25 protein-coding genes and 1 other annotated feature are annotated in these 26,066 nt (G+C 55.4%); of the genes, 10 read left to right on the top strand and 15 right to left on the bottom strand.

Annotation, left to right across the window (positions count from 1 at the left end; translation table 11 throughout):
- Window positions 1–45: 45 nt before the first annotated feature.
- The 6 genes from htpG to AQ981_RS09935 form a co-directional block, all read right to left on the bottom strand.
- Window positions 46–1,920, bottom strand: a complete 1,875-nt coding sequence (gene htpG / locus AQ981_RS09960; RefSeq protein ID WP_058911589.1) for a molecular chaperone HtpG — start codon at window positions 1,918–1,920, stop codon at window positions 46–48.
- A gap of 157 nt (window positions 1,921–2,077) precedes the next feature.
- Window positions 2,078–2,683: a recombination mediator RecR gene (gene recR / locus AQ981_RS09955; RefSeq protein WP_058911588.1), complete on the bottom strand. Its 606-nt coding sequence runs from the start codon at window positions 2,681–2,683 to the stop codon at window positions 2,078–2,080.
- On the bottom strand, window positions 2,683–3,012 hold the full coding sequence (locus AQ981_RS09950) for a YbaB/EbfC family nucleoid-associated protein (protein ID WP_058911587.1): 330 nt from the start codon (window positions 3,010–3,012) through the stop codon (window positions 2,683–2,685). Before AQ981_RS09950 ends, recR begins: the two co-directional genes overlap by 1 nt.
- 82 nt (window positions 3,013–3,094) lie before the next feature.
- Window positions 3,095–5,014 (bottom strand): DNA polymerase III subunit gamma/tau, encoded by a 1,920-nt coding sequence (dnaX, locus tag AQ981_RS09945; protein WP_058911586.1) that lies wholly within the window; start codon window positions 5,012–5,014, stop codon window positions 3,095–3,097.
- Window positions 3,701–3,768, bottom strand: a sequence feature (DnaX frameshifting element). It overlaps the preceding gene by 68 nt.
- A 112-nt stretch (window positions 5,015–5,126) precedes the next feature.
- Complete coding sequence (gene apt / locus AQ981_RS09940) at window positions 5,127–5,678, bottom strand: adenine phosphoribosyltransferase (protein ID WP_058911585.1); 552 nt, start codon at window positions 5,676–5,678, stop codon at window positions 5,127–5,129.
- Window positions 5,679–5,829: 151 nt separating this feature from the next.
- Window positions 5,830–6,207 carry a DUF454 family protein gene (locus AQ981_RS09935; protein ID WP_058911584.1) on the bottom strand — a complete coding sequence of 126 codons (378 nt, stop codon included), beginning with the start codon at window positions 6,205–6,207 and terminating at the stop codon, window positions 5,830–5,832.
- Between the two features lie 65 nt (window positions 6,208–6,272).
- Between AQ981_RS09935 and priC the strand changes: the two genes are divergently transcribed.
- Window positions 6,273–6,800, top strand: coding sequence for a primosomal replication protein PriC (priC, locus tag AQ981_RS09930; RefSeq protein ID WP_058911583.1), 528 nt, complete (start codon window positions 6,273–6,275; stop codon window positions 6,798–6,800).
- 22 nt (window positions 6,801–6,822) lie between these two features.
- Window positions 6,823–6,984 carry a pleiotropic regulatory protein RsmS gene (rsmS, locus tag AQ981_RS25905; protein WP_071608855.1) on the top strand — a complete coding sequence of 54 codons (162 nt, stop codon included), beginning with the start codon at window positions 6,823–6,825 and terminating at the stop codon, window positions 6,982–6,984.
- Here rsmS and mscK read toward each other — a convergent pair.
- A complete protein-coding gene (gene mscK, locus AQ981_RS09925) occupies window positions 6,974–10,336 on the bottom strand; it encodes a mechanosensitive channel MscK (protein ID WP_058911652.1) in 3,363 nt (1,120 codons plus the stop codon). The two genes, rsmS and mscK, sit on opposite strands and share 11 nt — an antisense overlap.
- A 157-nt stretch (window positions 10,337–10,493) precedes the next feature.
- Entirely contained in the window at window positions 10,494–11,135 is a 642-nt protein-coding gene (gene acrR, locus AQ981_RS09920) for a multidrug efflux transporter transcriptional repressor AcrR (RefSeq protein ID WP_058911582.1), read from the bottom strand.
- A gap of 142 nt (window positions 11,136–11,277) precedes the next feature.
- On the opposite strand from acrR, the gene acrA reads away from it, so the two are divergent.
- From acrA to AQ981_RS09895, 5 genes are all read left to right on the top strand, one after another.
- Entirely contained in the window at window positions 11,278–12,465 is a 1,188-nt protein-coding gene (gene acrA / locus AQ981_RS09915; protein WP_058911581.1) for a multidrug efflux RND transporter periplasmic adaptor subunit AcrA, read from the top strand.
- 34 nt (window positions 12,466–12,499) lie between these two features.
- Window positions 12,500–15,655: a multidrug efflux RND transporter permease subunit AcrB gene (gene acrB / locus AQ981_RS09910; RefSeq protein WP_058911580.1), complete on the top strand. Its 3,156-nt coding sequence runs from the start codon at window positions 12,500–12,502 to the stop codon at window positions 15,653–15,655.
- 782 nt (window positions 15,656–16,437) lie between these two features.
- Window positions 16,438–16,812 (top strand): Hha toxicity modulator TomB, encoded by a 375-nt coding sequence (tomB, locus tag AQ981_RS09905; protein WP_058911579.1) that lies wholly within the window; start codon window positions 16,438–16,440, stop codon window positions 16,810–16,812.
- A gap of 27 nt (window positions 16,813–16,839) precedes the next feature.
- Entirely contained in the window at window positions 16,840–17,058 is a 219-nt protein-coding gene (locus AQ981_RS09900; RefSeq protein WP_058911578.1) for an HHA domain-containing protein, read from the top strand.
- A 481-nt stretch (window positions 17,059–17,539) separates the two neighbouring features.
- Window positions 17,540–18,049 (top strand): YlaC family protein, encoded by a 510-nt coding sequence (locus AQ981_RS09895; RefSeq protein WP_058911577.1) that lies wholly within the window; start codon window positions 17,540–17,542, stop codon window positions 18,047–18,049.
- Here the strand turns inward: AQ981_RS09895 and pdxR are convergent.
- Window positions 17,997–19,469, bottom strand: a complete 1,473-nt coding sequence (gene pdxR / locus AQ981_RS09890) for a MocR-like pyridoxine biosynthesis transcription factor PdxR (RefSeq protein WP_058911576.1) — start codon at window positions 19,467–19,469, stop codon at window positions 17,997–17,999. The two genes, AQ981_RS09895 and pdxR, sit on opposite strands and share 53 nt — an antisense overlap.
- Window positions 19,470–19,576: 107 nt before the next feature.
- Between pdxR and AQ981_RS09885 the strand changes: the two genes are divergently transcribed.
- Window positions 19,577–20,281 carry a GNAT family N-acetyltransferase gene (locus tag AQ981_RS09885; RefSeq protein WP_058911575.1) on the top strand — a complete coding sequence of 235 codons (705 nt, stop codon included), beginning with the start codon at window positions 19,577–19,579 and terminating at the stop codon, window positions 20,279–20,281.
- Here the strand turns inward: AQ981_RS09885 and ykgO are convergent.
- The gene (gene ykgO, locus AQ981_RS09880; RefSeq protein ID WP_058911574.1) at window positions 20,278–20,418 is read right to left on the bottom strand and encodes a type B 50S ribosomal protein L36; all 141 of its coding nucleotides are present in this window, start codon (window positions 20,416–20,418) and stop codon (window positions 20,278–20,280) included. The genes AQ981_RS09885 and ykgO overlap by 4 nt on opposite strands.
- A 2-nt stretch (window positions 20,419–20,420) precedes the next feature.
- Complete coding sequence (locus AQ981_RS09875; protein ID WP_058911573.1) at window positions 20,421–20,681, bottom strand: type B 50S ribosomal protein L31; 261 nt, start codon at window positions 20,679–20,681, stop codon at window positions 20,421–20,423.
- A gap of 189 nt (window positions 20,682–20,870) precedes the next feature.
- On the opposite strand from AQ981_RS09875, the gene AQ981_RS09870 reads away from it, so the two are divergent.
- Window positions 20,871–22,457 (top strand): EAL domain-containing protein, encoded by a 1,587-nt coding sequence (locus tag AQ981_RS09870; RefSeq protein ID WP_058911651.1) that lies wholly within the window; start codon window positions 20,871–20,873, stop codon window positions 22,455–22,457.
- Here AQ981_RS09870 and AQ981_RS09865 read toward each other — a convergent pair.
- Window positions 22,434–22,907, bottom strand: coding sequence for a 2TM domain-containing protein (locus AQ981_RS09865; protein WP_058911572.1), 474 nt, complete (start codon window positions 22,905–22,907; stop codon window positions 22,434–22,436). The two genes, AQ981_RS09870 and AQ981_RS09865, sit on opposite strands and share 24 nt — an antisense overlap.
- A gap of 305 nt (window positions 22,908–23,212) precedes the next feature.
- Window positions 23,213–23,863: a membrane protein YczE gene (yczE, locus tag AQ981_RS09860; RefSeq protein WP_058911571.1), complete on the bottom strand. Its 651-nt coding sequence runs from the start codon at window positions 23,861–23,863 to the stop codon at window positions 23,213–23,215.
- A gap of 87 nt (window positions 23,864–23,950) precedes the next feature.
- Between yczE and yczR the strand changes: the two genes are divergently transcribed.
- Complete coding sequence (yczR, locus tag AQ981_RS09855) at window positions 23,951–25,375, top strand: MocR-like transcription factor YczR (protein WP_058911570.1); 1,425 nt, start codon at window positions 23,951–23,953, stop codon at window positions 25,373–25,375.
- A 170-nt stretch (window positions 25,376–25,545) separates the two neighbouring features.
- Here the strand turns inward: yczR and AQ981_RS09850 are convergent, their stop codons facing one another.
- Window positions 25,546–25,773 carry a hypothetical protein gene (locus AQ981_RS09850; protein WP_058911569.1) on the bottom strand — a complete coding sequence of 76 codons (228 nt, stop codon included), beginning with the start codon at window positions 25,771–25,773 and terminating at the stop codon, window positions 25,546–25,548.
- A complete protein-coding gene (locus AQ981_RS09845) occupies window positions 25,770–26,024 on the bottom strand; it encodes a hypothetical protein (protein WP_058911568.1) in 255 nt (84 codons plus the stop codon). The genes AQ981_RS09850 and AQ981_RS09845 overlap by 4 nt, the downstream gene beginning before the upstream one ends.
- Window positions 26,025–26,066: the final 42 nt, after the last annotated feature.

Raw genomic sequence — 26,066 nt, 5'->3', positions numbered from 1 at the left:
CAGCAGTCTGAAGCGGCCCGCAGGCCGCTCATCACTCTGACAGCCCTACGCCATCAGTAAATCATTCACCCGTTTGATAAACAGGTTCGGATCTTCCAGGGTACCGCGTTCCGCCAACAGCGCCTGATCGAGCAACAGCTCAACCCATTCGCCAAAGCGGGCGTCATCCGCGGTATCCGCCGCGCGTTTCACCAGCGGGTGGTCCGGGTTAAGCTCAAAGATATACTTCACTTCCGGTACCGCCTGGCCCGCAGCGGCAAACAGTTTCGCCATCTGCGTGCTCATCTCGTCATTGTCGGTGGTGACAATGGCCGGGGTATCGGTCAGACGGTGAGTAAAGCGCACCTCTTTCACTCGTTCGCCGAGCAGAGTTTTGACACGCTCAACGAACGGCTCCAGCGCTTTTTCAGCTTCTCTGGCGCTCTCATCGACTTCATCGGCCAGCTTGTCCAGCGACGCATCGGCTTTCGATACTGACTGGAAAGCCTTACCGTCGAATTCCGTCAGGTAGCTCATCATCCATTCGTCGATGCGCTCGGAAAGCAGCAGCACTTCAATACCTTTCTTACGCAGCAGCTCGAGGTGCGGGCTGCTTTTGGCGGCGGCGTAACTGTCGGCGGTGATGTAGTAAATCTTCTCCTGGCCTTCCTTCATGCGCGCCACATACTCTTCCAGCGATACGGTCTGCTCGGAGGAATCTGTGTGGGTAGAGGCAAAGCGCAGCAGCTTAGCGATTTCCTGCTGGTTGCTGTGATCTTCCGCCGGCCCCTCCTTGAGCACCAGACCGAACTGTTTCCAGAAGGTCTGATATTTCTGCGCATCATCTTTAGCCAGCTTATTCAGCATCTGCAGTACGCGCTTCGTCAGGGCGCTACGCAGGTTACGCGTGACGTTGCTGTCCTGAAGGATTTCGCGGGATACGTTAAGCGGCAGATCGTTAGAGTCAATCAGGCCGCGGACGAAGCGCAGATAGTTGGGCATAAACTGCTCGGCGTCGTCCATGATAAACACCCGCTGAACGTACAGTTTCAGGCCGTGCTTATGGTCGCGGTTCCACATGTCCCACGGCGCCTGAGAAGGAATGTACAGCAGACTGGTATATTCCTGCTTGCCCTCTACCCGGTTATGGCTCCAGGAGAGCGGATCGCTAAAGTCGTGAGCGATATGCTTGTAGAACTCCTGGTATTCGTCGTCGCTGATTTCCGATTTGCTGCGGGTCCACAGCGCCTGGGCTTTGTTGATCTTCTCCCAGGAAAGAACGGTTTCGCCATCCTGCTCTTCGCGTTTTTCAATTTCCACCGGCAGCGCAATGTGATCGGAATATTTGCTGATGATGGAACGCACGCGCCAGTCATCGAGGAATTCATCTTCCCCGTCGCGCAGGTGCAGCGTGATTTCGGTACCGCGATCGGCTTTCTGGATATCGCCAACGGTATATTCGCCTTCGCCGGCGGATTCCCAGAACACCCCCTCATCGGCGCTGACGCCGGCGGCCCGGGTACGTACTGTGACTTTATCCGCCACGATAAACGCCGAGTAGAACCCGACGCCGAACTGACCAATCAGCTGGCTGTCTTTCGCCTGATCGGAGCCCATAGATTCCAGAAACGCTTTGGTACCGGATTTGGCAATGGTCCCGAGATGGTCGATGACATCGTCGCGGGTCATCCCGATGCCGTTATCGGCGATCGTCAGAGTACGCTTGTCTTTATCAAAAGAGACGCGCACCCGCAGCTCGCCGTCCCCTTCATACAGATCCGGATTAGAGAGCGCGCGAAAACGCAGTTTGTCCGCCGCGTCAGAGGCATTGGAGATCAGCTCACGCAGGAAAATTTCTTTATTTGAATAAAGAGAATGGATCATCAGGTGCAGAAGCTGTTTGACCTCTGACTGAAAGCCACGAGTCTCTTGTCCTTTCATGGTTGTGATACCTCAACAATATACAGGCTATCGCCCTGTCGTTCGGTTTTCCCGACGCGTTCGGGCATTACAGACGGTTTTAAAAAAGCGTTGAGGGGGAGATGGGGATATCGGGGGAAAAATTCAAGCGGGGGGCAAAGAATGCCGCCCCGAATGATTAAAAAGTAATCTTGTGGCGGCCAATCAGCGAATGGGACAGCGTGGTGCCGTCAACCATCTCCAGCTCGCCGCCTACCGGCACGCCGTGGGCAATCCGGCTCGCTTCCACGCCGTACTGGGCGCACAATTCAGCGATATAGTTCGCCGTCGCCTCCCCTTCCACTGTCGGGTTGGTGGCGAGGATAACCTCTTTCAGCGCTTCGCTTTCCAGGCGCTGTTCCAGACGATCGAGGCCGATATCCGCCGGCCCGATGCCGTCGAGCGGCGACAGGTGGCCCATCAGCACAAAATAACGGCCGGAAAACTGACCGGTCTGCTCAATGGCGTGAATATCCGCCGGGCTTTCCACCACGCAAATCAGGCCATTTTCCTGACGGCGCGGGTTGGCGCAGATATTACACACCTCTTGCTCGGTAAATGTACGGCAATCGGCGCAGTGGCCAATTTCCGACATCGCCCGGGTCAGCGCCTGCGCCAGACGCATACCGCCGCTGCGATCGCGCTGCAACAGGCTGAACGCCATGCGCTGGGCCGATTTCGGCCCCACGCCCGGCAGGCAGCGCAGGGCTTCCATTAACTGCGTGAGCAGGGGACTGGTTTGCATCAGAACGGCATCTTAAAGCCCGGAGGCAGTTGCATACCGGAGGAGACAGAGGACATTTTTTCTTTCTGCGCCTCTTCGATACGGCGGGCTGCGTCATTAAACGCGGCGGCGACCAGGTCTTCGAGCATCTCTTTGTCATCTTCGAGCAGGCTCGGGTCAATCTCCACGCGGCGGCAGTTATGGGCGCCGTTAATGGTCACCTTTACCAGGCCCGCGCCGGATTCGCCGGTCACTTCCATGCTGGCGATTTCTTCCTGCATTTGCTGCATTTTTTCCTGCATCTGCTGGGCCTGCTTCATCAGATTGCCCAGACCGCCTTTACCAAACATACTCTTCTCTCTTTGCTCGGGCCGCGCCATCGCGCTATGCGTTTAGCGGCTATTGGGTGGAGATATACGGCGCTGCCGTATATCAAACGGGTCGGATACTGTCTTCATCCAGCTCAGCATCAAAGAAGCGACGCAGGGTCTGAATGTTATTATCCGTCATAATCGATTCCCGCGCCTGGGCCAGCTTCTCTTCGTAGATAGCCTGGCGCCATTCCAGCGGCGTCAGAATCGCACGATTATCATCTTCAACGACCACGAGTTCAACCGGGGAACCGCAGAGTTCAGACATTGCGTCGGCCAGCGCCTTTTGCGCCGTCGGCGAATTCAGGTGGCGCTGGGAAGGACGCAGATGCAGGCATACTTTGCCCGCCCCCTGCTCTTCTTTCCAGGCGTTGAGCGCCAGTTGCTGCACCAGTTTGGGCACTTTCAGCCTGTCGATTTCCGCCGCCCACTCATCCCGCGCCAGCGATTCTTCCGCCAGCTTTGCCGCCAGTTCCGGCGTCTTTTCATGTTCCAGCGCGGTGCGCAGGGCTTTCGGCGTGGCGACCGGCTCCACGGCGACCGGTTGCGGATTCTGCGCTTTCCAGCGATAGGCTTCTTTCTTTGCCGGCGCGTTTTCCAGCGCCGAGGGCGCCGGGCGAGCCTGAACCCTGTCGGTAATAGAAGCCAGACGTTCCAGCGCGGCGTTATTTACCGGCCGCGCGGAGTGACTCTGCGCTGCCGGTTCATTCTTTTTTGGCCGGGTTACTCCCTGCTGGCGCTGTAGCTGACTACGCGCCTGGAGTACCTGGCTGGTGGCATCCGGCAGCGGCGCTGCGCTTTGCGGCGGCGGCGCGCCGGGCGGCGCAACCGGCGGCGGATTGATGACCGGTATCGCCGCCGGACGCGGCGCCTCCGGCTCGGCGATCGGGCTGGCGGGATGGAAAGCCAGCGCCCGCAGTAGCGTCATCTCAATGCCCATCCGCCGCTCCGGCGCCCAGGGCAGTTCTTTACGGCCAATCAGCAGGGTCTGATAGTAGAGCTGCACATCTCCCGGGGGAACCGTGCGCGCCAGTTCACGCAGGCGCTGCTCCACCCCGGCAGACTCTTCATCCCCCAGCGCGGCAGGCGATAATTGCACCATCGCCACCCGGTGCAGCAGCCCGAGCATCTCCACCAGCAGCGCTTCCCAGTCCACGCCGCGGGCAGCCGCCTCATTGACCAGCGACATGACCCGCTGCCCATCGCCCTGCACCGTGGCTTCGACCAGCGATAGCGCCTGATCGTCGTCGAGGGTGCCCAGCATCGCGCTGACCGCGGCGGCGCTCACCTGACCGTCGCCGCTGGCGATCGCCTGGTCGGTGAGGCTCAGAGCATCGCGCAGACTACCATCGGCAGCCCGGGCCAGCAGTTGCAATGCCCGCGGCTCAAAGGCTATCTGTTCGGCGCTCAGAACATGCTCAAGTTGGTGGCGAATCTGACCGCTGTCCAGCGCTTTGAGATGAAATTGCAGGCAGCGGGACAGGATCGTTACCGGCAGCTTTTGCGGATCGGTGGTCGCCAGCAGGAACTTGACGTGGGCCGGCGGCTCTTCCAGCGTCTTTAACAGCGCGTTGAAACTGTGCCGCGACAGCATATGCACTTCGTCGATCAGGTAGACTTTGAAGCGACCCCGGGCCGGCGCGTACTGCACGTTGTCCAGCAGTTCGCGGGTATCTTCCACTTTAGTGCGCGATGCGGCATCGATTTCAATAAGATCGACAAAGCGCCCCTGTTCAATTTCCCGACAGTTATCGCACACGCCGCAGGGAGTGGCGGTAATGCCGGTTTCACAGTTCAGCCCTTTGGCCAGCAGGCGGGCAATGGACGTTTTTCCGACCCCACGGGTACCGGAAAAAAGGTAAGCATGATGGATTCTGCCCAGCGTCAGGCCATTCGCCAGCGCAGTCAGGACATGTTCCTGTCCGACAACATCGGCAAACGTTTGTGGACGCCACTTGCGGGCCAGGACCTGGTAGCTCATAAAGGATAGGCTCAACATCGCGGGAAAAATCAGAGGTTGTAATGCTAACACAGCCCCACCCGATGGGCGAGGCTGTACTTCACGCAATAGCGATCCCGTCGCCGGGAGGCCGTTAATGGCCAGCGAACGACACCAGGCTATAGCTGTGAATGCCCTGTTGTTCCAGACGGCGCTCGCCGCCGAGATCGGGCAGATTGATAATAAACGCCGCGTCCTGAACTTCGCCGCCCAGGCGACGGATCAGCTTCACAGTGGCTTCAATGGTGCCGCCGGTAGCCAGCAGATCGTCGACCACCAGCACTTTGTCGCCCGGCGCAATCGCATCGACATGGATTTCCAGTTGGTCGGTGCCGTATTCCAGCTCGTAGCTTTCGGCAATTGTCTCGCGGGGAAGTTTGCGCGGTTTACGCACCGGCACAAAGCCAACGCCCAACGCCAGCGCCACCGGGGCGCCAAACAGGAAACCGCGCGCTTCGGTCCCGATCACTTTCGTGATACCGGCATCCTGATAACGCTCCGCCAGTAACCGAATGCTGAGGGCGTAGGCTTGCGGATCTTCCAGCAGACTGGTCACGTCGCGGAACAGGATGCCCGGCTTCGGATAATCCGGGATGCTCTTAATGCTATTCTTGATAAATTCAAGCTGCTGCGCAGTTGCGGTCATAAGTAGATGCCTGATAAAAACGGTATTACTCGCAGGTGGTAAAAAAGACCTGCCGGCAAAGCGAATCCGCTCGTCGCCCGCAGGACCTGCGCTCGAAAACGCCCGAATTTACTGACTGTAGCCGATAAATGCAACCATACTAAATGCCGTTTTAAGGTTTTTGTTGTTTTTCATCAACCACCGGAATGCGCCACATAAAAATCAGCAGTCCGCTGAGGATCGTCAATAACAGGACTCGCACCCACAGCAGATCCACCAGATACAGAGAAACGGCAAAGGTCACCACGATCACCGCAATCGCTTTGGGCTTAGCGCCTGGCGGCATAGCGCGGTATTTCTGCCAGTAACGCAGATAGCTGCCGAACCATGAGCGGTACAGTAGCCAGTGATGAAAACGCGGCGAAGAACGGGCAAAACACCAGGCGGCCAGCAGCAAAAATGGCGTGGTCGGCAGCAGCGGCAACACCACGCCCAGTGTCGCCAGCGCGACCGCCAGCCAGCCGATGATAATTAAAATGATGCGCTGCATGACTCGTTCCCTTACTCTGAGCAAATTACTCTAGCACAGCCCACCAGGCTATCCATGGAGAGAATGTGAAATCCTCATCCCCCCTGGACATACTGGCCCAGCGCATGGCGGCGCTGAACCAGCGACTCGCGCCGTTACGCGATCATTTCACGCTGACGCCGCGCTTTGACCGGCAGTTATTCCGCTGCGCCGGCCACACGCCGGGAGAGTACCTCGCCGAACTGGCGGACAATGTCAGGCAGTTACGCCGCTATGCCGCAAGCGGCGATAGCGAGCGCGCAGCCTGGCTGGCGGAACGGGTGGTTAACCAGATAACCGCTCTGGAGCGCGAAGTCGCCACCCGGGATCTACGCCGCTATGACGGCGCCCACCGCGCTGCGGGCGTCACCCACCGCCAGCTATTACAGCACCAGGATTATGAACAGCGGCTGAACGCTATGCTCAGCGCGCGCCAGGGCCAGCTACCGCAGGCTCAAACCCTGGCGGACCAGCAGCGCCTGCAGCAAGAAATCGCTGCCCTGCACGGCCGGTTACGGCGCTGCCGGGCAGCGCTGGAGCGCATTCAACGCCGGCTGAACCGACAAATTCGCTAAGGACAGATAAAGGAACAACAGAATGTCACTGGAACAGGCTCCCGACGAAGTGAAACTGGCGGTCGACCTGATCATGCTGCTTGAAGAGCATGAGATCCCGACGGAAACCGCGCTTGCCGCGCTGGAGATAGTCCGTCGGGATTTTTTACGTAAGCAGGAACAGGAGCGCAACCTCAGGCGCTGACCGGCGGCGGCGTATCGTCGCCACGCTGCATATCGCGTTTCACTTCAGTGTGTTCGTCGCCTTTAGCGTTATGCAGATGCACTTCCAATTGGTTGAAGGCGATGTCGATGTTATTTTCCCGGCACAGGCGATCAATGGCCCGGTTCAGCTCATCCACCGTGGAGCTGCGATCGCGCAGTTCGCGCACGTACAGTCGCAGCTCATGATCCAGAGTACTGGCCCCGAAGGTGGTGAAGAACACGCTGGGTTCCGGATCGCGCATCACTTTCGGGTGCTCGGTCGCCGCCTGCAACAGAATCGCCTTCACCTTATCGAGATCGGATCCGTAGGCCACGCCGAGCTGGATCACAATACGCGTGACCGTATCAGACAGCGACCAGTTGATCAGCCGTTCGGTAACGAAGGCTTTATTGGGAATGATCACCTCTTTGCGATCGAAGTCGGTAATCGTCGTGGCGCGAATACGTATCTTGCTCACCGTGCCGGAATAGGTGCCGATAGTGACCGTATCGCCGATGCGCACCGGACGTTCAAACAGAATGATCAGGCCGGATACAAAGTTACCGAAGATCTCCTGCAGGCCAAACCCGAGGCCCACTGACAACGCCGCCGCCAGCCACTGCAACTTGTCCCACGAAACGCCCAGCGACCCAAACACCGTCATCGCCCCGGCGGCGATAATCACATAGTTAAGAATCGTGGTGATGGCGTAAGAAGCGCCCTGGCGCATTTTAAGCCGCGAAAGCACCAGCACCTCCAGCAGCCCCGGCAGGTTGCGGATCAGCGCCCAGGCCACCATAAACGCCACCAGCGCGAACAACAGACTCCCCATGGTGACATTCCTGACCACTGCGGCGCCGGCTTCAGAACCGTTGTAATGCCACAGGATAATACTGTCGAGATAAGAGAAGACGGTGATTAAATCCGACCAGATCGCCCAGAACATCACGCCGAACAGAGCGAACATCGCCAGCATGGTGATACGCAGCGTCTGCTGGTTAATCTGCTCCAGACCCAGCGGCGGCTCTTCCACCGGCTCGCCGCCTTCCGCCCCTTCTTTCACCATGTTCTGGCGCCGGGCCAGCGCACGCCGGTAAGCGATACGCCGCGCCGCGACGCTCAGGCCGCGCAGCACCGTGTGGTACAGCAGGTTCCAGACAATGACCAGGTAGACAGTATCAATCCAGCGCGCCGCCAGCCTCAGGGTGGTATAAAAATACCCTGTGGCAGTCAGCACCAGTAGCGCAATGGGTACCAGCGAGAGAATCGTGATGGTCACCAGCCGGATGGTATGGGACTCTTTATCGCGCCAGGCGTCACGGCACATCGGCCATACCAGAGCGGCAATCACCAGCAGATTGAGGAAAATCATGAACTGCCCCAGCACATCATCCATCAGATGCAGAGGGGAAAGTTCGCCAATCACAGTCCAGAACAGCAGCGGCAGTAGCGCCAGGCTGATACGCACAATCTGGCGTCGCCAGTGGCTGGTCTGATCCGCCGGCATATTGAAGTGGCGTACCGCCACGCCGCCTTTATCCAGAATGCGCCAGCACAGGCCAAAAATAAGCCAGAACACCGCCAGTTGTTTACTGAAACTCCACAGCAGATCGCTGACATTAAACTGCATAAACAACAGAATCAGCCCGATCGCCAGAATCGTCAGGCAGACCGGCAGCGCCTTAAGCAGGTTGATGAAGATCGCTTTTGGCGTGTGCAGTTGGCTGTCATGGCGTAATTGACCGACATCCGTCGCCAGCTTATCGAGATAGCGATCCATCCAGCGGAAACGCCAGCGAATCACCCCGGCGATAAGCAACAACGGCAGCCCGCCCAGAAACGCCAGAAAACCGGCCGACAGCGCTTTGTCCCAGGTCGCGGTGATTTTCATCGACTTCATCTGCTCATGCAGGGCTTCCGGGAAGGATTTAAACCACGCCCAGTTCATTGGCTTATTGCTGTTGACCCAGAAAATTTGCTGAGTGAGCATCTGCTGGAGATTTTTACTGACGCTGATTAACTGCTGCTGATTGATCTGCAGGTTAATGGCCATCATCAGTTGATTGCCCAGCTGTTTATTGAGTTGATCCAGCAGTTCCCGGCGCATATCGATCACCTGCAACAGCGCGTCATGCGCATCGGGGCTGACATCGCTTTCATGCCCCTGCTCCAGCGCCGCGACATAGCTGTCATTCTGGAACAGCGTATCCCGTTGCTGATTCACATCAAACTGTTCAAGGCGCAGGTCGGCGATGCGGTTGGTCATGTCCCCCAGCTCATCGGCAGAGGGTAAGGTTTGCTGCTGTTGATAAAGAATACGCGACAGCAGCAGACTCCCCTTCAGTACCGAAATCTGCTCTTTCAGATTACGTTCAGACTGGAGCGCCCGATCGAGCCAGTTTTTTACCTTAATGTTCTGCTGCACCAGCTCGTTGCCGCTCTGGGTGGCTTTGATCAGCCGCTGGCTGAGCTGGTGATTAAGTTCCAGCTCCTGTTTAACCAGCGGATTATTCTGGATATTGCTGGCCTCGTCCGGCGTCACCGCTTCCTGTGCGGTCTTTTCCGTGAGAGTCAAACGCTTACTGTTGACCGCCAGTTGTAGCAACTGCAACTGGTGCTCCAGCCGGTTAATGTATTCGCTGGTATAATCACGCTGTTTTTGCAGGGTATCCTGCAACAGAGTATTCCCTTCCAGGCTCTTGCGCTGCTGATCGATCTGCGCATTCAGCAATGCCTGCTGTACCAGTAACAGCGTCTGCTGCGACGGGCGCAGAGCCGCTTCTCCCGGCGCGATGCCGTTCAGACGATTGCGGATCTGCTGCAATTGCTGGGAGGCGTTGTACATAGCATTCTGCACCCGCTCCGGCTGGGTTTGTAGCGAAACCAGTTGACTGTTCCAGGTCGCCAGATCGTTCTGGGCATTCTGCAAATCGTCCAGCGTCGTGGAGAGCCGCGCTTCCAGTTGGCGTAACGAGAGGGCGTCCAGTTTCTTCCGGGCGTCGGCGTCGTTTTCCGGATTACTCAGATCGCTCAACGCCTGAGTCGCCTGGCGCAGTTTTTCCGGCGCCTCGGCCACCTGCTCGCGCAACTGGGCGCTTTCCTGCTTCACGCGCTCAATTTTATCAAGGGTTTCCAGGGTTTGAATCAAATCCTGTTGCTGAAGTTTGTCGAGCGCGGAGAGGTTTTTTTGCTTATTCAGCGCATCCAGTTGACTCTGCACATCCGCCCGGGCGGGAATATCGCCGGAGACCTGCGCAGCGGCCCATGCCTGATGAAAACAGCTACCGAGTAAAAACCAGACAGCGAACACAATGGCGGAAACATTTTTCCGCGACAACATTAAAGGCTGCATATGCTTTGCGATACGGTGAGGATAGTGGAAATCCGAAAATGACACTTTCAGGGCGCAAGAATAGCACGCTTTTCCGGGCGCTGAATAGCTACCGAAAGGCCGTCCGGTAACAGAATTTTACCTTAAAAAATTAACCTGAAGATTTTTTACACTCACGCTACGCAGAGGCGTTTTGTAATGAAGGACAGCGCTGGAACATCTCTATTAATGTACAGACATAGGCCCGCGCCTCTTTATGGAGATCGAACAGTTGCGGGGCGAACAGCCAGCTTTCCATTAAACCGCACATATAGCTGCGCATCAGAATCGCCGCTCGCCGCGTCATCAACCCCTGCGGCAGCAGGCCTTTATCCACGCACTGCTGGAGCGCGGCTTCTATCTTGTCATATTCCTGTAAATACATACTGCGCTGGGCTTCCTGAACCGGCGCCATCTCCCCGACAAATTCACATTTATGGAAGATAATTTCCATCATCAGACGCCGGCGTTCATCCACCACCGTGGCTTCAAGAATCGTGATCAACAACTCTCTTATCACTGAGAGTGGATCGTCGGGAAATTTTGCCCGATACTCAACTTCTAAGTCGCCGATACCGGCTTCTGAAGATTCCCAGATTTCGCTGAACAGGTCGGACTTGTTTTTGAAATGCCAGTAGATTGCACCGCGGGTCACCCCGGCCGCCAGGGCAATATCCGCCAGGGAGGTAGAGGAAACACCGCGCTCAGAAAACAGGCGGATAGCAATATCAATGATATGCTGACGCGTCGCCAGTGCCTGTTGTTTGGTTTTTCGTGCCATAGGTTGATGAATTTACAGGGGCCAGATTTACATACATTTGTGAATGTATGTACCATAGCACGACGATAATATAAACGCAGCAGTGGGTTTTGGACTACCCATCCATTGAACAAATTTGAAATCGGACACTCGAGGTTTACCTATGAACAAAAACAGAGGGTTAACGCCTCTGGCGGTCGTTCTGATGCTCTCAGGGAGCTTAGCGCTTACAGGATGTGACAATAAAGAGACTCAGCAGCAGGCGCCACAAATGCCCGAAGTGGGCGTCGTGACGCTGAAATCCGAGCCTCTGCAAATCACAACGGAGCTTCCAGGGCGTACCAGCGCTTACCGCGTTGCGGAAGTGCGTCCCCAGGTTAGCGGTATTATCCTGAAGCGTAATTTCGTCGAGGGGAGTGATATCGAGGCGGGTGTCTCGCTCTATCAAATTGATCCGGCGACCTACCAGGCAACTTATGAAAGCGCCAAAGGCGATCTCGCCAGAGCGCAGGCCAGCGCCAACATCGCCCAGTTGACGGTAAAACGTTACCAGAAGCTGCTGGGTACCCAGTATATCAGTCAGCAGGAATACGATCAGGCGGTTGCCGATGCCCAACAGGCGAACGCGTCCGTGGTCGCGGCTAAAGCGGCGGTGGAAACCGCGCGCATCAACCTCGCCTATACCAAAGTTACCTCACCGATTAGCGGCCGTATCGGCAAATCGAATGTGACAGAGGGCGCCCTGGTGCAAACCGGCCAGACCAACGCTATGGCGACCGTTCAGCAGCTCGATCCCATTTATGTGGATGTGACTCAGTCCAGCAACGATTTTCTGCGCCTGAAGCAAGAGCTGGCTGCCGGTACCCTGAAGCAGGAAAACGGCAAAGCCAAAGTCGAGCTGATTACCTCTGACGGTATTCAATTCCCCCAGTCCGGTACCCTGGAATTCTCTGACGTCACCGTCGATCAGACTACCGGTTCTATCACGCTGCGGGCTATCTTCCCCAACCCTAACAACACACTGCTACCCGGCATGTTTGTACGCGCGCGTCTGGAAGAAGGAATTAACCAGAACGCCCTACTGGTGCCACAGCAAGGTGTGACCCATACCGCCCGCGGGGATGCTACCGCGATGGTTGTCGGCGCGGAAGATAAAGTGGAAGTCCGCCAGATTAGCGCCGACAAAGCAATTGGTGACAAATGGCTGGTTACCGACGGGCTGAAAGCCGGAGACCGCGTCATTGTTACCGGACTGCAGAAAGTCAGGCCTGGCGTTCAGGTGAAAGCCCAGGAAGTGACGGCGGATGAAGCGCAACAGCAGCAGCCGGCAACCGCAGCTCAGCAGGGATAAACGAAGTCTTAACTTAAACAGGAGCCGTTAAGACATGGCTAAGTTTTTTATCGATCGCCCGATTTTTGCGTGGGTTATCGCGATCATCATCATGCTGGCGGGGGCGCTTGCGATCCTGAAATTGCCGGTAGCGCAATATCCAACTATTGCGCCGCCGGCAGTCACAGTTTCCGCCTCTTACCCAGGTGCTGACGCGAAAACCGTGCAGGATACGGTGACACAGGTTATCGAACAGAACATGAATGGTATCGATAACCTGCTGTATATGTCCTCAACCAGTGACTCTTCCGGTACCGTGCAGATCACCCTGACCTTCGATTCAGGCACCGACGCGGATATCGCTCAGGTTCAGGTACAGAACAAACTGCAATTGGCCATGCCTCTACTGCCGCAGGAAGTACAACAGCAGGGGGTTAGTGTAGAAAAATCCTCCAGCAGCTTCCTGATGGTCGTGGGGATGATCAATACCGATGGTTCAATGACCCAGGACGACATTGCGGACTACGTGGGCTCCAACGTTAAAGATCCTATCAGCCGTACGGCTGGCGTAGGTGACGTAACCCTGTTCGGCGCTCAGTACGCGATGCGTATCTGGATGGACCCCAACAAGCTGAATAATTTCCAGCTTACCCCGGTCGACGTTATTACGGCGATTAAAGCGCAGAACGCCCAGGTCGCCGCCGGTCAGTTAGGCGGTACGCCGCCGGTTAAGGGCCAGCAGTTAAACGCCTCAATCATCGCCCAGACCCGACTGACCTCCACGGAGGAGTTCGGCAATATCCTGCTGAAAGTTAATCAGGACGGCTCTCAGGTACGCCTGAAAGATGTTGCCCGTGTTGAGCTGGGTGGTGAAAGCTATGATGTTATCGCCCGTTACAACGGCCAGCCCTCCTCCGGTCTGGGGATTAAACTGGCGACCGGGGCTAACGCCCTCGACACCGCGGCGGCAGTACGCGCCACCATTGCCAAGCTGGAGCCTTTCTTCCCGCATGGTCTGAAAGTGGTCTACCCGTATGACACCACGCCGTTCGTTAAGATTTCCATTAACGAAGTGGTGAAAACCCTGGTAGAAGCGATCCTGCTGGTATTCCTGGTGATGTATCTGTTCCTGCAGAACTTCCGGGCCACGCTGATCCCGACCATCGCCGTACCGGTGGTGTTGCTGGGTACCTTCGCGATACTCGCCGCCTTTGGCTTCTCGATAAACACCCTGACCATGTTTGGTATGGTGTTGGCGATAGGTCTGCTGGTGGATGACGCCATCGTGGTGGTGGAAAACGTCGAGCGCGTGATGATGGAGGAAGGCCTGCCGCCGAAAGAAGCTACCCGTAAGTCGATGGGGCAGATTCAGGGCGCGCTGGTGGGTATCGCCATGGTGCTGTCGGCGGTGTTTATCCCAATGGCCTTCTTCGGCGGTTCAACCGGCGCTATCTATCGCCAGTTCTCCATTACGATCGTTTCGGCGATGGTTCTGTCGGTTCTGGTGGCGATGATTCTGACGCCGGCGCTGTGCGCCACAATGCTCAAGCCAGTCGCCAAAGGCGATCACGGTGAAAGCAAGACCGGTTTCTTCGGCTGGTTTAACCGCATGTTCGAAAAGAGCACGCATCATTACACCGACAGCGTAGCGAACATCCTGCGCAGTACCGGTCGTTACCTGCTGCTCTACCTGATTATCGTGGTGGGAATGGCTTACCTGTTTGTTCGCCTGCCCAGTTCGTTCCTTCCGGACGAAGACCAGGGGGTGTTCCTCAACATGGTACAGCTCCCGGCAGGGGCAACCCAGGAACGTACCCAGAAAGTGCTGGACCAGGTCGCGAACTATTATCTGACCAACGAGAAAGATAACGTTAACTCGGTATTTACCGTTAACGGATTTGGCTTCTCGGGCCGTGGGCAGAACTCCGGTCTGGCGTTCGTTTCGATGAAAGACTGGAGCGAGCGTCCCGGCGAGGAGAACAAAGTTCCGGCGATTACCGCCAAAGCTAACGCCGAATTCGCCAAAATTAAGGATGCGATTGTCTTCGCCTTTAACCTTCCGGCGATTGTTGAACTGGGTACTGCGACCGGTTTCGACTTCCAGTTAATCGACCAGGCAGGTTTAGGCCATGAAAAACTGACTCAGGCGCGTAACCAGTTGTTCGGCGAAGTGGCTAAACATCCTGACCTGTTGGTCGGGGTGCGTCCCAACGGTCTGGAAGATACGCCACAGTTCAAAATCAATATCGACCAGGAGAAAGCGCAGGCGCTGGGGGTATCGATTAGCGATATAAACACCACCCTGGGCGCGGCATGGGGCGGCAGCTATGTGAACGACTTTATCGATCGCGGTCGCGTGAAAAAAGTCTATATCATGTCTGAAGCCGAATACCGTATGCTGCCAAGTGATATCAATAACTGGTATGTACGCGGCGCTAACGGCCAGATGGTGCCATTCTCCTCGTTCTCCAGTTCACACTGGGAGTACGGTTCACCGCGTCTGGAACGCTATAACGGCCTGCCGTCCATGGAAATCCTTGGTCAGGCGGCGCCGGGCAGAAGTACGGGTGAGGCGATGTCGATGATGGAAGAACTGGCCAGTAAGTTGCCGACCGGTATTGGCTACGACTGGACGGGGATGTCTTATCAGGAACGGCTGTCCGGCAACCAGGCACCATCGCTGTATGCCATTTCGCTGATTGTGGTATTCCTGTGTCTGGCGGCGCTGTATGAAAGCTGGTCTATCCCCTTCTCAGTTATGCTGGTAGTACCGCTGGGGGTAGTCGGCGCGCTGTTAGCGGCGACGATGCGCGGCCTGACTAACGACGTTTACTTCCAGGTGGGGCTGCTAACAACCATTGGGCTATCGGCGAAGAACGCGATATTGATCGTTGAATTCGCCAAAGACCTGATGGAAAAAGAGGGCAAGGGCCTGATAGAAGCCACGCTGGAAGCGGTACGTATGCGTTTGCGCCCGATTCTGATGACATCGCTGGCCTTTATCCTTGGGGTACTGCCGCTGGTTATCAGCAGCGGCGCCGGCTCCGGCGCCCAGAACGCCGTTGGTACCGGGGTAATGGGCGGGATGGTCACCGCGACTATCCTGGCTATCTTCTTCGTACCGGTGTTCTTTGTGGTGGTTCGTCGCCGCTTCAGCCGTAAAGGCGAAGATATTGAGCACAGCCATCCGGTGGAACATAAGCACGGGTAAAACCATACTGTGACTGAAAAAGGCCGCCTCTGCGGCCTTTTTTTTAATCTAACGGCGGCTGTTAGGTTATAACTTTCCTGTACTGACGCCAGTTTATGTTTTCAGGTCGTGTCTCCACACCATTGACAGCCATCCCCTCCCGTAGCGGAACAATTTTTATTCAACTGTTAATACTTGCCCTGAAAACTTCCATTTTGTAACAAAAGAACGCTCTGAAAATGCGCCGTAAATCAGTCAGAAAAATGCCGCTGGTGGTATCTTTATTTACTTGTTTGACAATGGGTTACTTGAAGGATACAGCCCTGCCCGGCGTACTTCGCCGCACAAGCTCGGGTATATACGAAACGCACCATTTGTGTTAACGTTCAAATAGCGTTAGCATATGCGCCAAATGAAGCAAAAGGTTATACAAAGCACGGTACCCGTTGTTTGTTAAGCAACTTTTAATACCTGAGAACTTTCTTAAATTTTGCTTATCCGGGGATTTCAGAATGTTGAGTTAATATTACAATCACCGTTACTGGTCTCCAAATCTGAGTAGTCCGGGCAACAGATAGCTTATGTGGTAATCCAGGCTATATTAAATATTTATAACCTGTCTTATCATTGCCGGAGTACTTAAGGCAGTTTTTTTCATCCTTAGTTAAGGAAAAATAGATAACATTGACTTATAGTTATCAGTAACAATTGAAAAGTTAACTATTAATCTCCACATCCATAAGGTGTGTCCACTCCCAACCCATTGTCTTTATCAAATTTTTGCGATAAAAAGGGGATGTATTATGGACGAGTACTCACCAAAACGGCATGATATAGCGCAGTTAAAATTTCTCTGTGAAACGCTGTACCACGACTGTCTGGTAAACCTTGGGGAAAGTAACCATGGTTGGGTGAACGATCCCACCTCTGCGGTTAACCTTCAGTTGAACGATTTGATTGAACATATTGCTTCATTTGCACTTAATTATAAAATTAAGTATGAAGATGACAGTAAATTGATAGAACAAATAGATGAATATCTGGACGATACGTTTATACTGTTTAGTAATTACGGCATAAATGCAGAGGATCTGCAGAAGTGGCGTAAATCGGGTCACCGGCTGTTCCGGTGTTTTGTAAACGAAAGCCGGGCCAACCCCGTCAGTCTTTCGTTCTGATAAGAACGGATATTTAAGGTAAAAATTATGTCTGAAAAACCACTCACTAAAGTTGATTATCTGATGCGCCTGCGACGTTGCCAGTCAATCGATACGCTGGAACGTGTGATTGAGAAAAATAAATATGAGCTTTCTGACAACGAACTGGCGGTATTTTATTCAGCCGCGGACCACCGCCTTGCTGAACTGACGATGAATAAACTCTATGACAAAATACCAGCATCGGTGTGGAAATTTGTTCGCTGATTTATTTAGCAGAAGTAATTATCCTAAAAACTTACAAAATATCAGATTTTTCTGGCATTAGTCATCGGGTGGGTGAGTCGCTAAACACTACAACAAGTGTGCCTTATTGTGCTTTAAACAAAATTCCCACCAGGATTACTCAGGTCGTAGCGGTATATATAACTTATCTTTTAGCCATGCAGATACAGACATTTCGCGGTTGTGCTCCCCGCAATCAATTAGTGTGTCAGATAAGAAAATCAGACAAAGCGTATTTCATTATCCGGAGTTGATGCATACCCATCGCGGATTTCTGAGCATGTTATGTATTACTCTGTGGCAGGCACCAGACGGTAATGTGTGAAAAACCGCACAGCCTGCCCGTCCGGACTAACGTCATTCAGATCTGTTATGCCTTTTAATCCGTAAACTGTTACTTTTCTGATGCCATAGCTGTGTCGAAAATGATACCAACCCATTTTGTCACTACAGAATTCGCCCCATGACCGAAATACAACGCCTGCTCACTAATGCGCTCGATCAGATTAATCGCGATGAACGTCGGGATAACCGCCCGCGGTTCAGCATCAGTTTCCTGCGCAAACATCCCTGGCTATTTCTCACCATGTACCTCGGCTGGTTTGCCACCCTGGCGGTGATGTTACTGTCTACTACGCTTGCCGGTTCTGTCTGGTTATTGATTATTTTGTTCATTTTAATGAACGGTTTCTTCTTTTTTGATGTCTCCCCGCGCTACCGTTATGAAGATATCGACGTGCTGGACCTGCGGGTATGCTACAACGGGGAGTGGTATAACACCCGCTATGCGCCGGTATCGCTTATCGACAATATTCTCAACTCCACGCGGGTAGAAGAAGTGCAGAAAGCCGCATTACGCAATATGCTGGCGCGCAAAGGCAACCTGTCATTCTATGACATCTTCTCCCTGGACAAAGCCATTAGCGCTGCGCAGCCGCTATCAGTTGGCCGAGACGTCGCGCAGACGCTGTAAACTGGCTGCGGGAGGTATTTCCGTAGCCCAGTACAAGGCCAGATAGCAAGTGACTCTCGTCATGCAAAAAATCAGACAGCGCCGCCGGCGCCATGTGATAACGACGCGCCTGTAGCGCCAGCGCTTGATCATCAAGCCGGGAAGCAAACACAAGACTGAGGTGCATTCCGCCTCCGCCCCCGACAATCTGGTGCCGGCAGGGTATCGCATCGCGCAATGCCTGGCGTAGCGCCAGTTGCCGGTCGCGGTACAAACGCCGCATCGCCGACAAATGGCGGGCATAGTACCCACGTTCGATAAACTCCGCCAGCGCCAGTTGGGTCATACGATTTCCGCCGCGCAGGAGCGTATTCAGAACCGGCATGGCCGCCTCCACCAGTTGCGGCGGCAGGACCAGGTAGCCAATCCGCAGCGAGGGAAACATCGTTTTGCTGAATGTCCCGCAGTAAATCACCGGCGGTTCTGTCATCAGCCCCTGCATGGCAGGTACCGGATCGCCTGTGTGGCGAAACTCACTGTCATAGTCATCTTCAATAATCCATGCCCCCGTCTCGCGGGCGCGCTGTAATAGCGCGAAGCGTCGCGCCACGCTCAATACCCCACCCAGCGGATACTGATGCGAAGGAGAAGTATAAATCAGCGCCGGAGGGCTGCTTTGCCACAATTCCGGCGAACAGCACATCCCCTCTTCATCCACAGCGACCGGGATGATTTGCAGTTCTCCCTGACGAAAAGCGGTGCGCGCTCCCCGATATCCCGGATTCTCCAGCCAGGCGCACTCTCCCGGGTTAGTGAGCAACTGCACACTGAGTTCCAGCGCTTGTTGAGCGCCTTCCGTCACGATAATCTGCCCGGCCTGGCAGGGAATTGCCCGGGCAAGGGACAAATGGCGTGCGATAGCATTACGCAGCGCCAGTTCACCACAGGGATCGCCATAGGCTAACAGCGCCGGCCCCGTCGTCTTCAGCACATTCTCAACGCAGTTACTCCAGCGTCGCAGCGGAAACCGGTTGAGCGCCGGGACGCCTGGCGAGAACAACAGAGGCGCCTGGCGCCGCCGACTGCCACTCGCCACAGCCTGCGCCCGCAGTGAAAGTTTCGCCTGGTAAGTCTTCACTGACTTTTGAATCTCCGCGCCCGGCGCGGGCTGAGGCAGAAATACAACCCTGGCGCCGCGACGGTCGCGCAACAGATAGCCCTCTGTGGCCAGTTGCTGACAGGCGGCTTCCGCCGTATTACGCGATATTCCCAGCACCCTTGCCAGAGTTCGGGTCCCAGGCAGTTGGAAGCCTGCCGCCAGACGCCCGGAGACTATCGCCTGCCTGAGCCTCAGATACAATTCACGCTGTAGCGTTCGCCCGCTGGACCCCAGAGGCTCCCTGAGCAAGAACTCCGTCAGCATTTCTTCAGTGGTATTCATCGCATCATCCGCTAGTGTGGCACCATAAAAATGATCATATGTGGAGCTGTTAACAGTGCCACTTGTTTTTTAAGGTAACAGCAGATGTTTATCAACGGAGAATTCACATGGAACCATTAACGCCCTGGGGTCAACCGATCGGCCCCGCACTCCCCGACTGGCATGATTGCCCGCTTCCCGGCGCGGTAACTCTGGTGGGTCGTTACTGTCTGCTGGAACCGCTGGCGGAACAACATGCGTCAGAACTCTATGCTGCCTTCCGGGAAGCGCCGGATACCCGTAGCTGGACCTGGCTGACCCACGAAGCGCCCACTTCCCCCGAAGAATATCAGTCCCGGGTATCTGATATGGCGCACAGCCAGGATCCGCGCTATTTCGCGGTTGTCAGCCAGCAGACACGTCAGCCGGTGGGCATATTTTCATTAATGCGTATTGACCCGAAAAATGGCGTTATCGAAGTGGGACATGTACATTTCTCCCCTCGCCTGCAGCGCACCCCGGCCGCCACAGAGGCGCACTGGCTGCTGATGCGCTACGTATTCAATACCCTGGGATACCGGCGCTACGAATGGAAGTGTGACAGCCTGAATCAACCTTCTCGCCAGGCCGCGCTGCGGCTGGGGTTCCAGTTTGAAGGTATTTTCCGCCAGGCAATGATTTATAAAGGTCGCAGCAGGGACACCGCATGGTTTTCCCTGCTGGATAGTGAATGGCCAGCGACCGACCGGGCACTACAATCCTGGCTGGCGCCGCAAAATTTTGATGCCGAAGGAAAACAGCGCTATTCCCTGGCCAGTTTCCGGCAAAGCTAGCGACGTTTTTTACGCCCCTGTACGGCTTTAAAACGCGGGTTGGATTTGCAGATGACATACAACCGCCCTTTGCGTTTGACAATCCGGCAGTCCGGATGACGCTGGCGCGCGCTACGCAATGAATTTACTACCTGCATCGTTACTGCTCCTTACCCGGGAAAAAACGGCCAAAGCGCTGGCGGAAACGCGCCGCGCTACCTTCATTAACATAGGTTTTCTGCCTGCCGGTATAATAAGGATGCGAAGCAGAAGAAACGTCAATTGCGACATAAGGATATGTCACACCTTCGAGAGTAATTTCCCGGCTGGTCTGTATAGTGGAACCCACTTTAAACCAGGCGTCGGCGCTGGTGTCATGAAAAACCACGGTACGATACTGCGGGTGAATGCCCTGTTTCACAGGCCCTCCTGACTGGTTATGTTATAACATAACAGCAAAATATTACACCTCATCAAAAATGGCAAGCAGAAAGCGCATTTCAGCAACCCAATAGCGCTTAACTACGATTATCCGTTAGCTAAACATTCCCTTATAATGAGCCATACTCTATGGAAACCGCTATTTTCCTTAACCCGGGGAGTGATGTTGATGCCGACGCGCAAACTGACCTTGCTGGTCACCAGCGTGCTGATTGTTGCTGTGTTGCTCCCCATCATCCTCAGTATCTGGCTGGCGCACCGCAAAGCCGAGACGGAGTTTCGTAACGAACTGGAAAATTATTCTGGCCGGGTTTTGCTGCGTACCACTCAGGTCGCCGATCAGGCTAAAGCAGCTCTGGCGCTGATTAACGCTCAACACGCCGTGCCCTGTAGTCCTCAACATCTTTTGCAAATGCGCCGTCTGTCTTATACCCATCGCTTTATTCAGGAAGTCGTCTGGCTGGACGGACTCACCCCGCGCTGTTCATCGCTGGAGGTCAACAGTCAACAACCGGTATTCAGTGAACCGGATGTCATCAGCCCAGGCGGCTTCCAGGTATGGCTTACCGCACAGAGCGATCTTGGTATAAAACATCAGATGGTGGCGCTGGGAAAACCGCCCTATGTAGTACTGATCGACCCCGCCTCTTTTGTGGACGTGCTCCCTTTCGGCAACCTGCCGCTGCATGTCGCGCTGGTTGGGTTAAAACGTCAGCGCACCTTTGCCGCCAGCCACGCGCTGGCTCCGGAAATCCTTCAGCAGGCAGTCAGCGATCCGCTTTCTTCCCCCATGGCGGAACATCATAACAACGTCTATTTCCTGCGCCGGGTCCCGGAAATCAATATGACGATTGTCGTCTGGGCATCCAGGGCTCCCCTTGACGCCTGGTGGCGCCAGCAATTACTGTTCTGGCTGCCCCCCGGGCTGCTGCTGAGTCTGCTTGCCACATGGCTCATTCTCCGCCAGCTACGGCGCCTGCAGTCTTTGCGTTACCGGCTCGCCGATGCCATTCACGCCGGGAGATTTGAAGTCCACTATCAGCCTATTATTCACCTTGAATCAGGAGCCTGCTCCGGCGCTGAAGCGCTGATACGCTGGCGCCAGCAGGACGGAAGCTGGCTGAGTCCGGATGTCTTTATTCCCCTGGCGGAACAAACGCAGCAGATAACCCGGCTAACAGAGTTAATTATTAACCATGTCTTTGACGATCTCGGTGCCTGGCTGAGCAAGCATCCCCGGCAGCATATTTCAATTAACCTCGCGCCTTGCGATCTGTTATCGACCCATATGCTGGAATATGTTGAACCCCGGCTGAAGAAATGGCAGGTCTCTGCGCAGCAGATTGCCTTTGAAATTACTGAACGCGGTTTCGCGAACCCGGCGGTCACCGGTCCCATTATTGCTCGCTATCGTGACGCCGGGCACGCCATCTATATCGATGATTTCGGTACCGGATATTCCAGCCTTAGCTACCTGGAAGAACTGGATATCGATACCCTGAAGATAGATAAATCCTTTGTCGACTCGCTGGAATATAAAAACGTCACGCCCCATATTGTTGAGATGGCCAGATCCTTAAAACTGACCATGATCGCAGAAGGGGTGGAAACGCCCGCCCAGGCAGCTTGGCTGAAAGCGCACCATGTAGAGTTCGCCCAGGGATGGTTATACAGCAAAGCGTTACCCGCCGATCAATTTATCGCCTGGTTCGGCGCCAAAGAAATCGCCCCCTCACTTACGGACCAGTTGCTGTAAGCGGCGTCGATTGCGTTTTTCCAGCCAGCCCCTGAGCAGGAATAGCCGGATACCGGAAAAGGCCAGCACGGCTCCCCAGATGAGCGTCGGCCAGAGGAACCAGTAGCGTTCCGTCTCACTCAACAGATTTACCGCCGCCAGCCCTGTACAGACAATGGCCCATATCAGCGCCCGACGGAAAAAACGGTTCTCCGCATTCAGCCGCTGCCGGGCCTGCGCCACACGCCGATCCAGCGCTTCGTCGCAGCGCGCATTACTGGCCGGCTGTATGCCAAGATCGGCAACATTCAGACCAAATACCGCAGCTATTGCGCTGAGGGTTTCAAGGCTCGCCTGCCCGCCATTCTCGATACGCTGAATAGTACGCACACTGAGCGATGCCAGCTCAGCCAGATGCTCCTGGGACCAGGCGCGTGATAAACGCAACGCACGAACGGTATTCTGATTCATGGCATTTTCCTCATTAGCCTATCACCGCTACAGTATCAGCCAGCCACACACACTCCACCACGACAGCAGCACGACATCAACCCGACAACAGCGCACCCCGGGACAAAACCGCGCCAAATGGTCGATACCTGCTTAACGTTCTCCAGTGCAAGCGGAGTGATTATGACCCATAAAGTCGCGTTTCCCTCCCATGAGATACGTCATTATCTGGAACCCGGCCCAGGTTGACGCAGATCCCCCCAGGCCACCAACGCTGTACTATAGCGGCGGCGGTACACTCCGCCGCACCGCAGACATACTGGATCTCACCTGTTTACTAAAGTCTCCTGATTTCCCGCCCGAACAGCGTCCTGCTGCACATTCGCCGGCACCGCTGGCGTCGCGCGCTGCTGGCTGAACCACGGCAGGCACAGTTGGATAAGCGGACCGATAGTCAACGCATACAGGATAGTACCAATACCAAAGGTACCGCCCATCAGGAAACCGACCAGCAATACCGTTAATTCAATCGCGGTGCGGATGCGGCGAATCGACCAGCCGGTGCGGGCATGTAGCCCGGTCATCAAGCCATCCCGCGGGCCTGGTCCGAATCCGGCGCCAATATACATCCCGGTCGCCAGCGCACAGGCGACAATGGCGCTCACCAGCAGAATAATGCGTATCCACAGCGCTTCCGGCTGCGGCAGGAGATCCAGCGTGAGGTTTGCCGCCAGACCAAGCACAATCACATTACTGATAGTTCCCAGCCCTGGCTTCTGGCGCAGCGGGATCCACAGCAGTAGCGCCACCGCCCCGACGCCAATAATCACCGAACCGATGTCGCAATCCAGTATTTTCGCCACGCCAAGGTGGAAAATATCCCACGGATCGGCCCCCAGGTTAGCGCGAATAAACAGCCCCGTCGAAGCGCCGTAAAGAACTAACCCAAAATAAAGTTGCAGTAGTCGTTTGCCCATTTCTTTCCCCTGTCCGGTATCTTGTCGCTATACTCTTCACTACAATGGACTTCTTATTAATGGCCAGTTTAAAAAAAGTGGACTGCAATGAATCAACGTCGAACCGGTAGTGCGTCACTGGTAATGTTGTTGGGAGAATGGCGTCAGCAACATTCCCGGCATCCGCTCTGGCGGCAATTGACCGACGGGCTACGTTTACTGATCCTCGACGGTCGCCTGCCAATAGGTTGTCGACTGCCTGGCGAACGGGATCTCGCCGATGCGCTTGCCGTTAGCCGCACCACGGTGAGCAACGCGCTGGAACAATTACGCGCCGAAGGCTACCTGTGTAGCCGCCAGGGATCGGGTTCTGTCACGATGCTGCCGGAAAAACACGCCGCGCCAGTCTGGTCGACAACCAATGCGGATATCGATCTCTCAACGGCGGCGCTGAGCGCCGGCCCGGAAATTCATCAGGCCTATTCCGCCGCCCTGACCCTGTTGCCGGAATATCTCAGCCAGACCGGTTATGATTCTCAGGGGTTGCTGCCGCTGCGGGAAGCTATCGCCCGACGCTATAGCGAACGCGGCGTTCCGACAACGCCGGACAATATTCTGATCGTCAACGGCGCCGCCAACGGCCTGGCGCTGTTACTCAGAAGCTTTACCGGACCGGGAGATCGGATCGCTATTGATCAGCCCACCTGGCCGCTGGCAATATCGGTTATCCGCGGCGCTTCCTGCCGCCCAATCCCGGTACCGCTTGCCGAACAGGGCTGGGACACCGCCGGACTGGCGGCCACCATCGCCCAGACTGCGCCGCGTCTCGCCTGGCTATTGCCGGATTTTCATAACCCAACCGGCCGCTGTATGGACAGTGATACCCGGGCCCGGGTCGCGGATATCGCCGCCCGCACTCGTACGCTGGCAGTGGCGGATGAAACCATGGTGGACCTGTGGTATGAGGCGCCGCCACCGCCGCCGCTGGCCGCCTTCGATCGCGAAGAGTGGGTGATCACTCTGGGATCGACATCGAAAAGTTTCTGGGGAGGGTTGCGCGTCGGCTGGGTACGCGCCAGCCCGCAAATCATCGCCACGCTGCTGCAAAACCGCGACAGTATGGATCTGGGCACGCCGGTACTGGAACAACTCGCCACCGCGCACCTGATTGACCGGGGCGAACAGATGCTCAGCGCCAGACGCGCCATACTGCGCTCCAGGCGCGATGCGATGTTACAGCAGGTACAACGGTGGTTCCCTGAATGGCAAGTGACGCCTCCGGCCGGCGGCCTTTCGCTGTGGGCAAATCTCTCGGCGCCGCTGGCCAGCGTATTCGCCGCCGCCAGTGAGAATATTGGAATCCATATCGGCGCCGGACCACGCTTTGGCGTTGACGGCACGCTGGAGCGTTTTCTACGCCTGCCTTTTACACTGCCTGAAGCGCAGATGGAGGCGGTTTTGCTGCGGCTACGCCCTGTCTGGGAGCAGGTGTCTCTGCGCGGCCGCCAGCGCGCACGCCTGACCAGCGTATAAAAATAAACGGGTGAGCCGCCAGCGGCCCACCCGGGAGATCATCCATGACCATGCACATTTTATTGAGGCATATCTATAACAGCCCGGCAATTATTGTATACCGACAATACCGCGGCATGAATAAATGATGAAGATTGTGTTGCAGCATCCGGTCATTTTCTATGGCACATTCAGCTCTGTTGCTGACGCGGAATAGCAAAACCTTTCAGAGAGATAATAAAACTGTCGCCATCGCGCTTTATTTTCGCCCCGGCATCGCACCAGTCAGAGGCGATGCGAAAAAACTCATCGCTGCCAATATTCCAGCCCAGCCGGACATGTTTAACATAGCCGGAACGCAGTAAATGACAGGCATCAAGATAGTTGTTTGCGGTGGTGAGGTCGTGATTTTCTTTCATTTTCTTTTCTTCATTATTTTTCTTAACAGTTTGATTTCTTTAGCCGAAAGAGGCGGAACGTGGTCCTCTTCCGTATGTTGGTTATCAATATCTTCGCCAGAAACATCATGCTCATCCTCTGCATGCTGCAGCCCCAACCAGAGGAGTTTCTCGGTAATGCTGCTCAACGTCTCCTGCGCTTCATCGGCGCAATGGCGTAATTTTTCCTTTAATTCCACACTCACTTTCACATTTAACACAACCGTGCTCATAAAAGCTCCCTGAGTCAGGTAAGGAGAAAAAATCTTTGATAC

Source organism: Entomohabitans teleogrylli, assembly GCF_001484765.1.
In the GTDB taxonomy this organism is placed as follows: Bacteria; Pseudomonadota; Gammaproteobacteria; order Enterobacterales; family Enterobacteriaceae; genus Entomohabitans; species Entomohabitans teleogrylli.
This window is presented reverse-complemented; position numbering and strand designations above follow the sequence as displayed.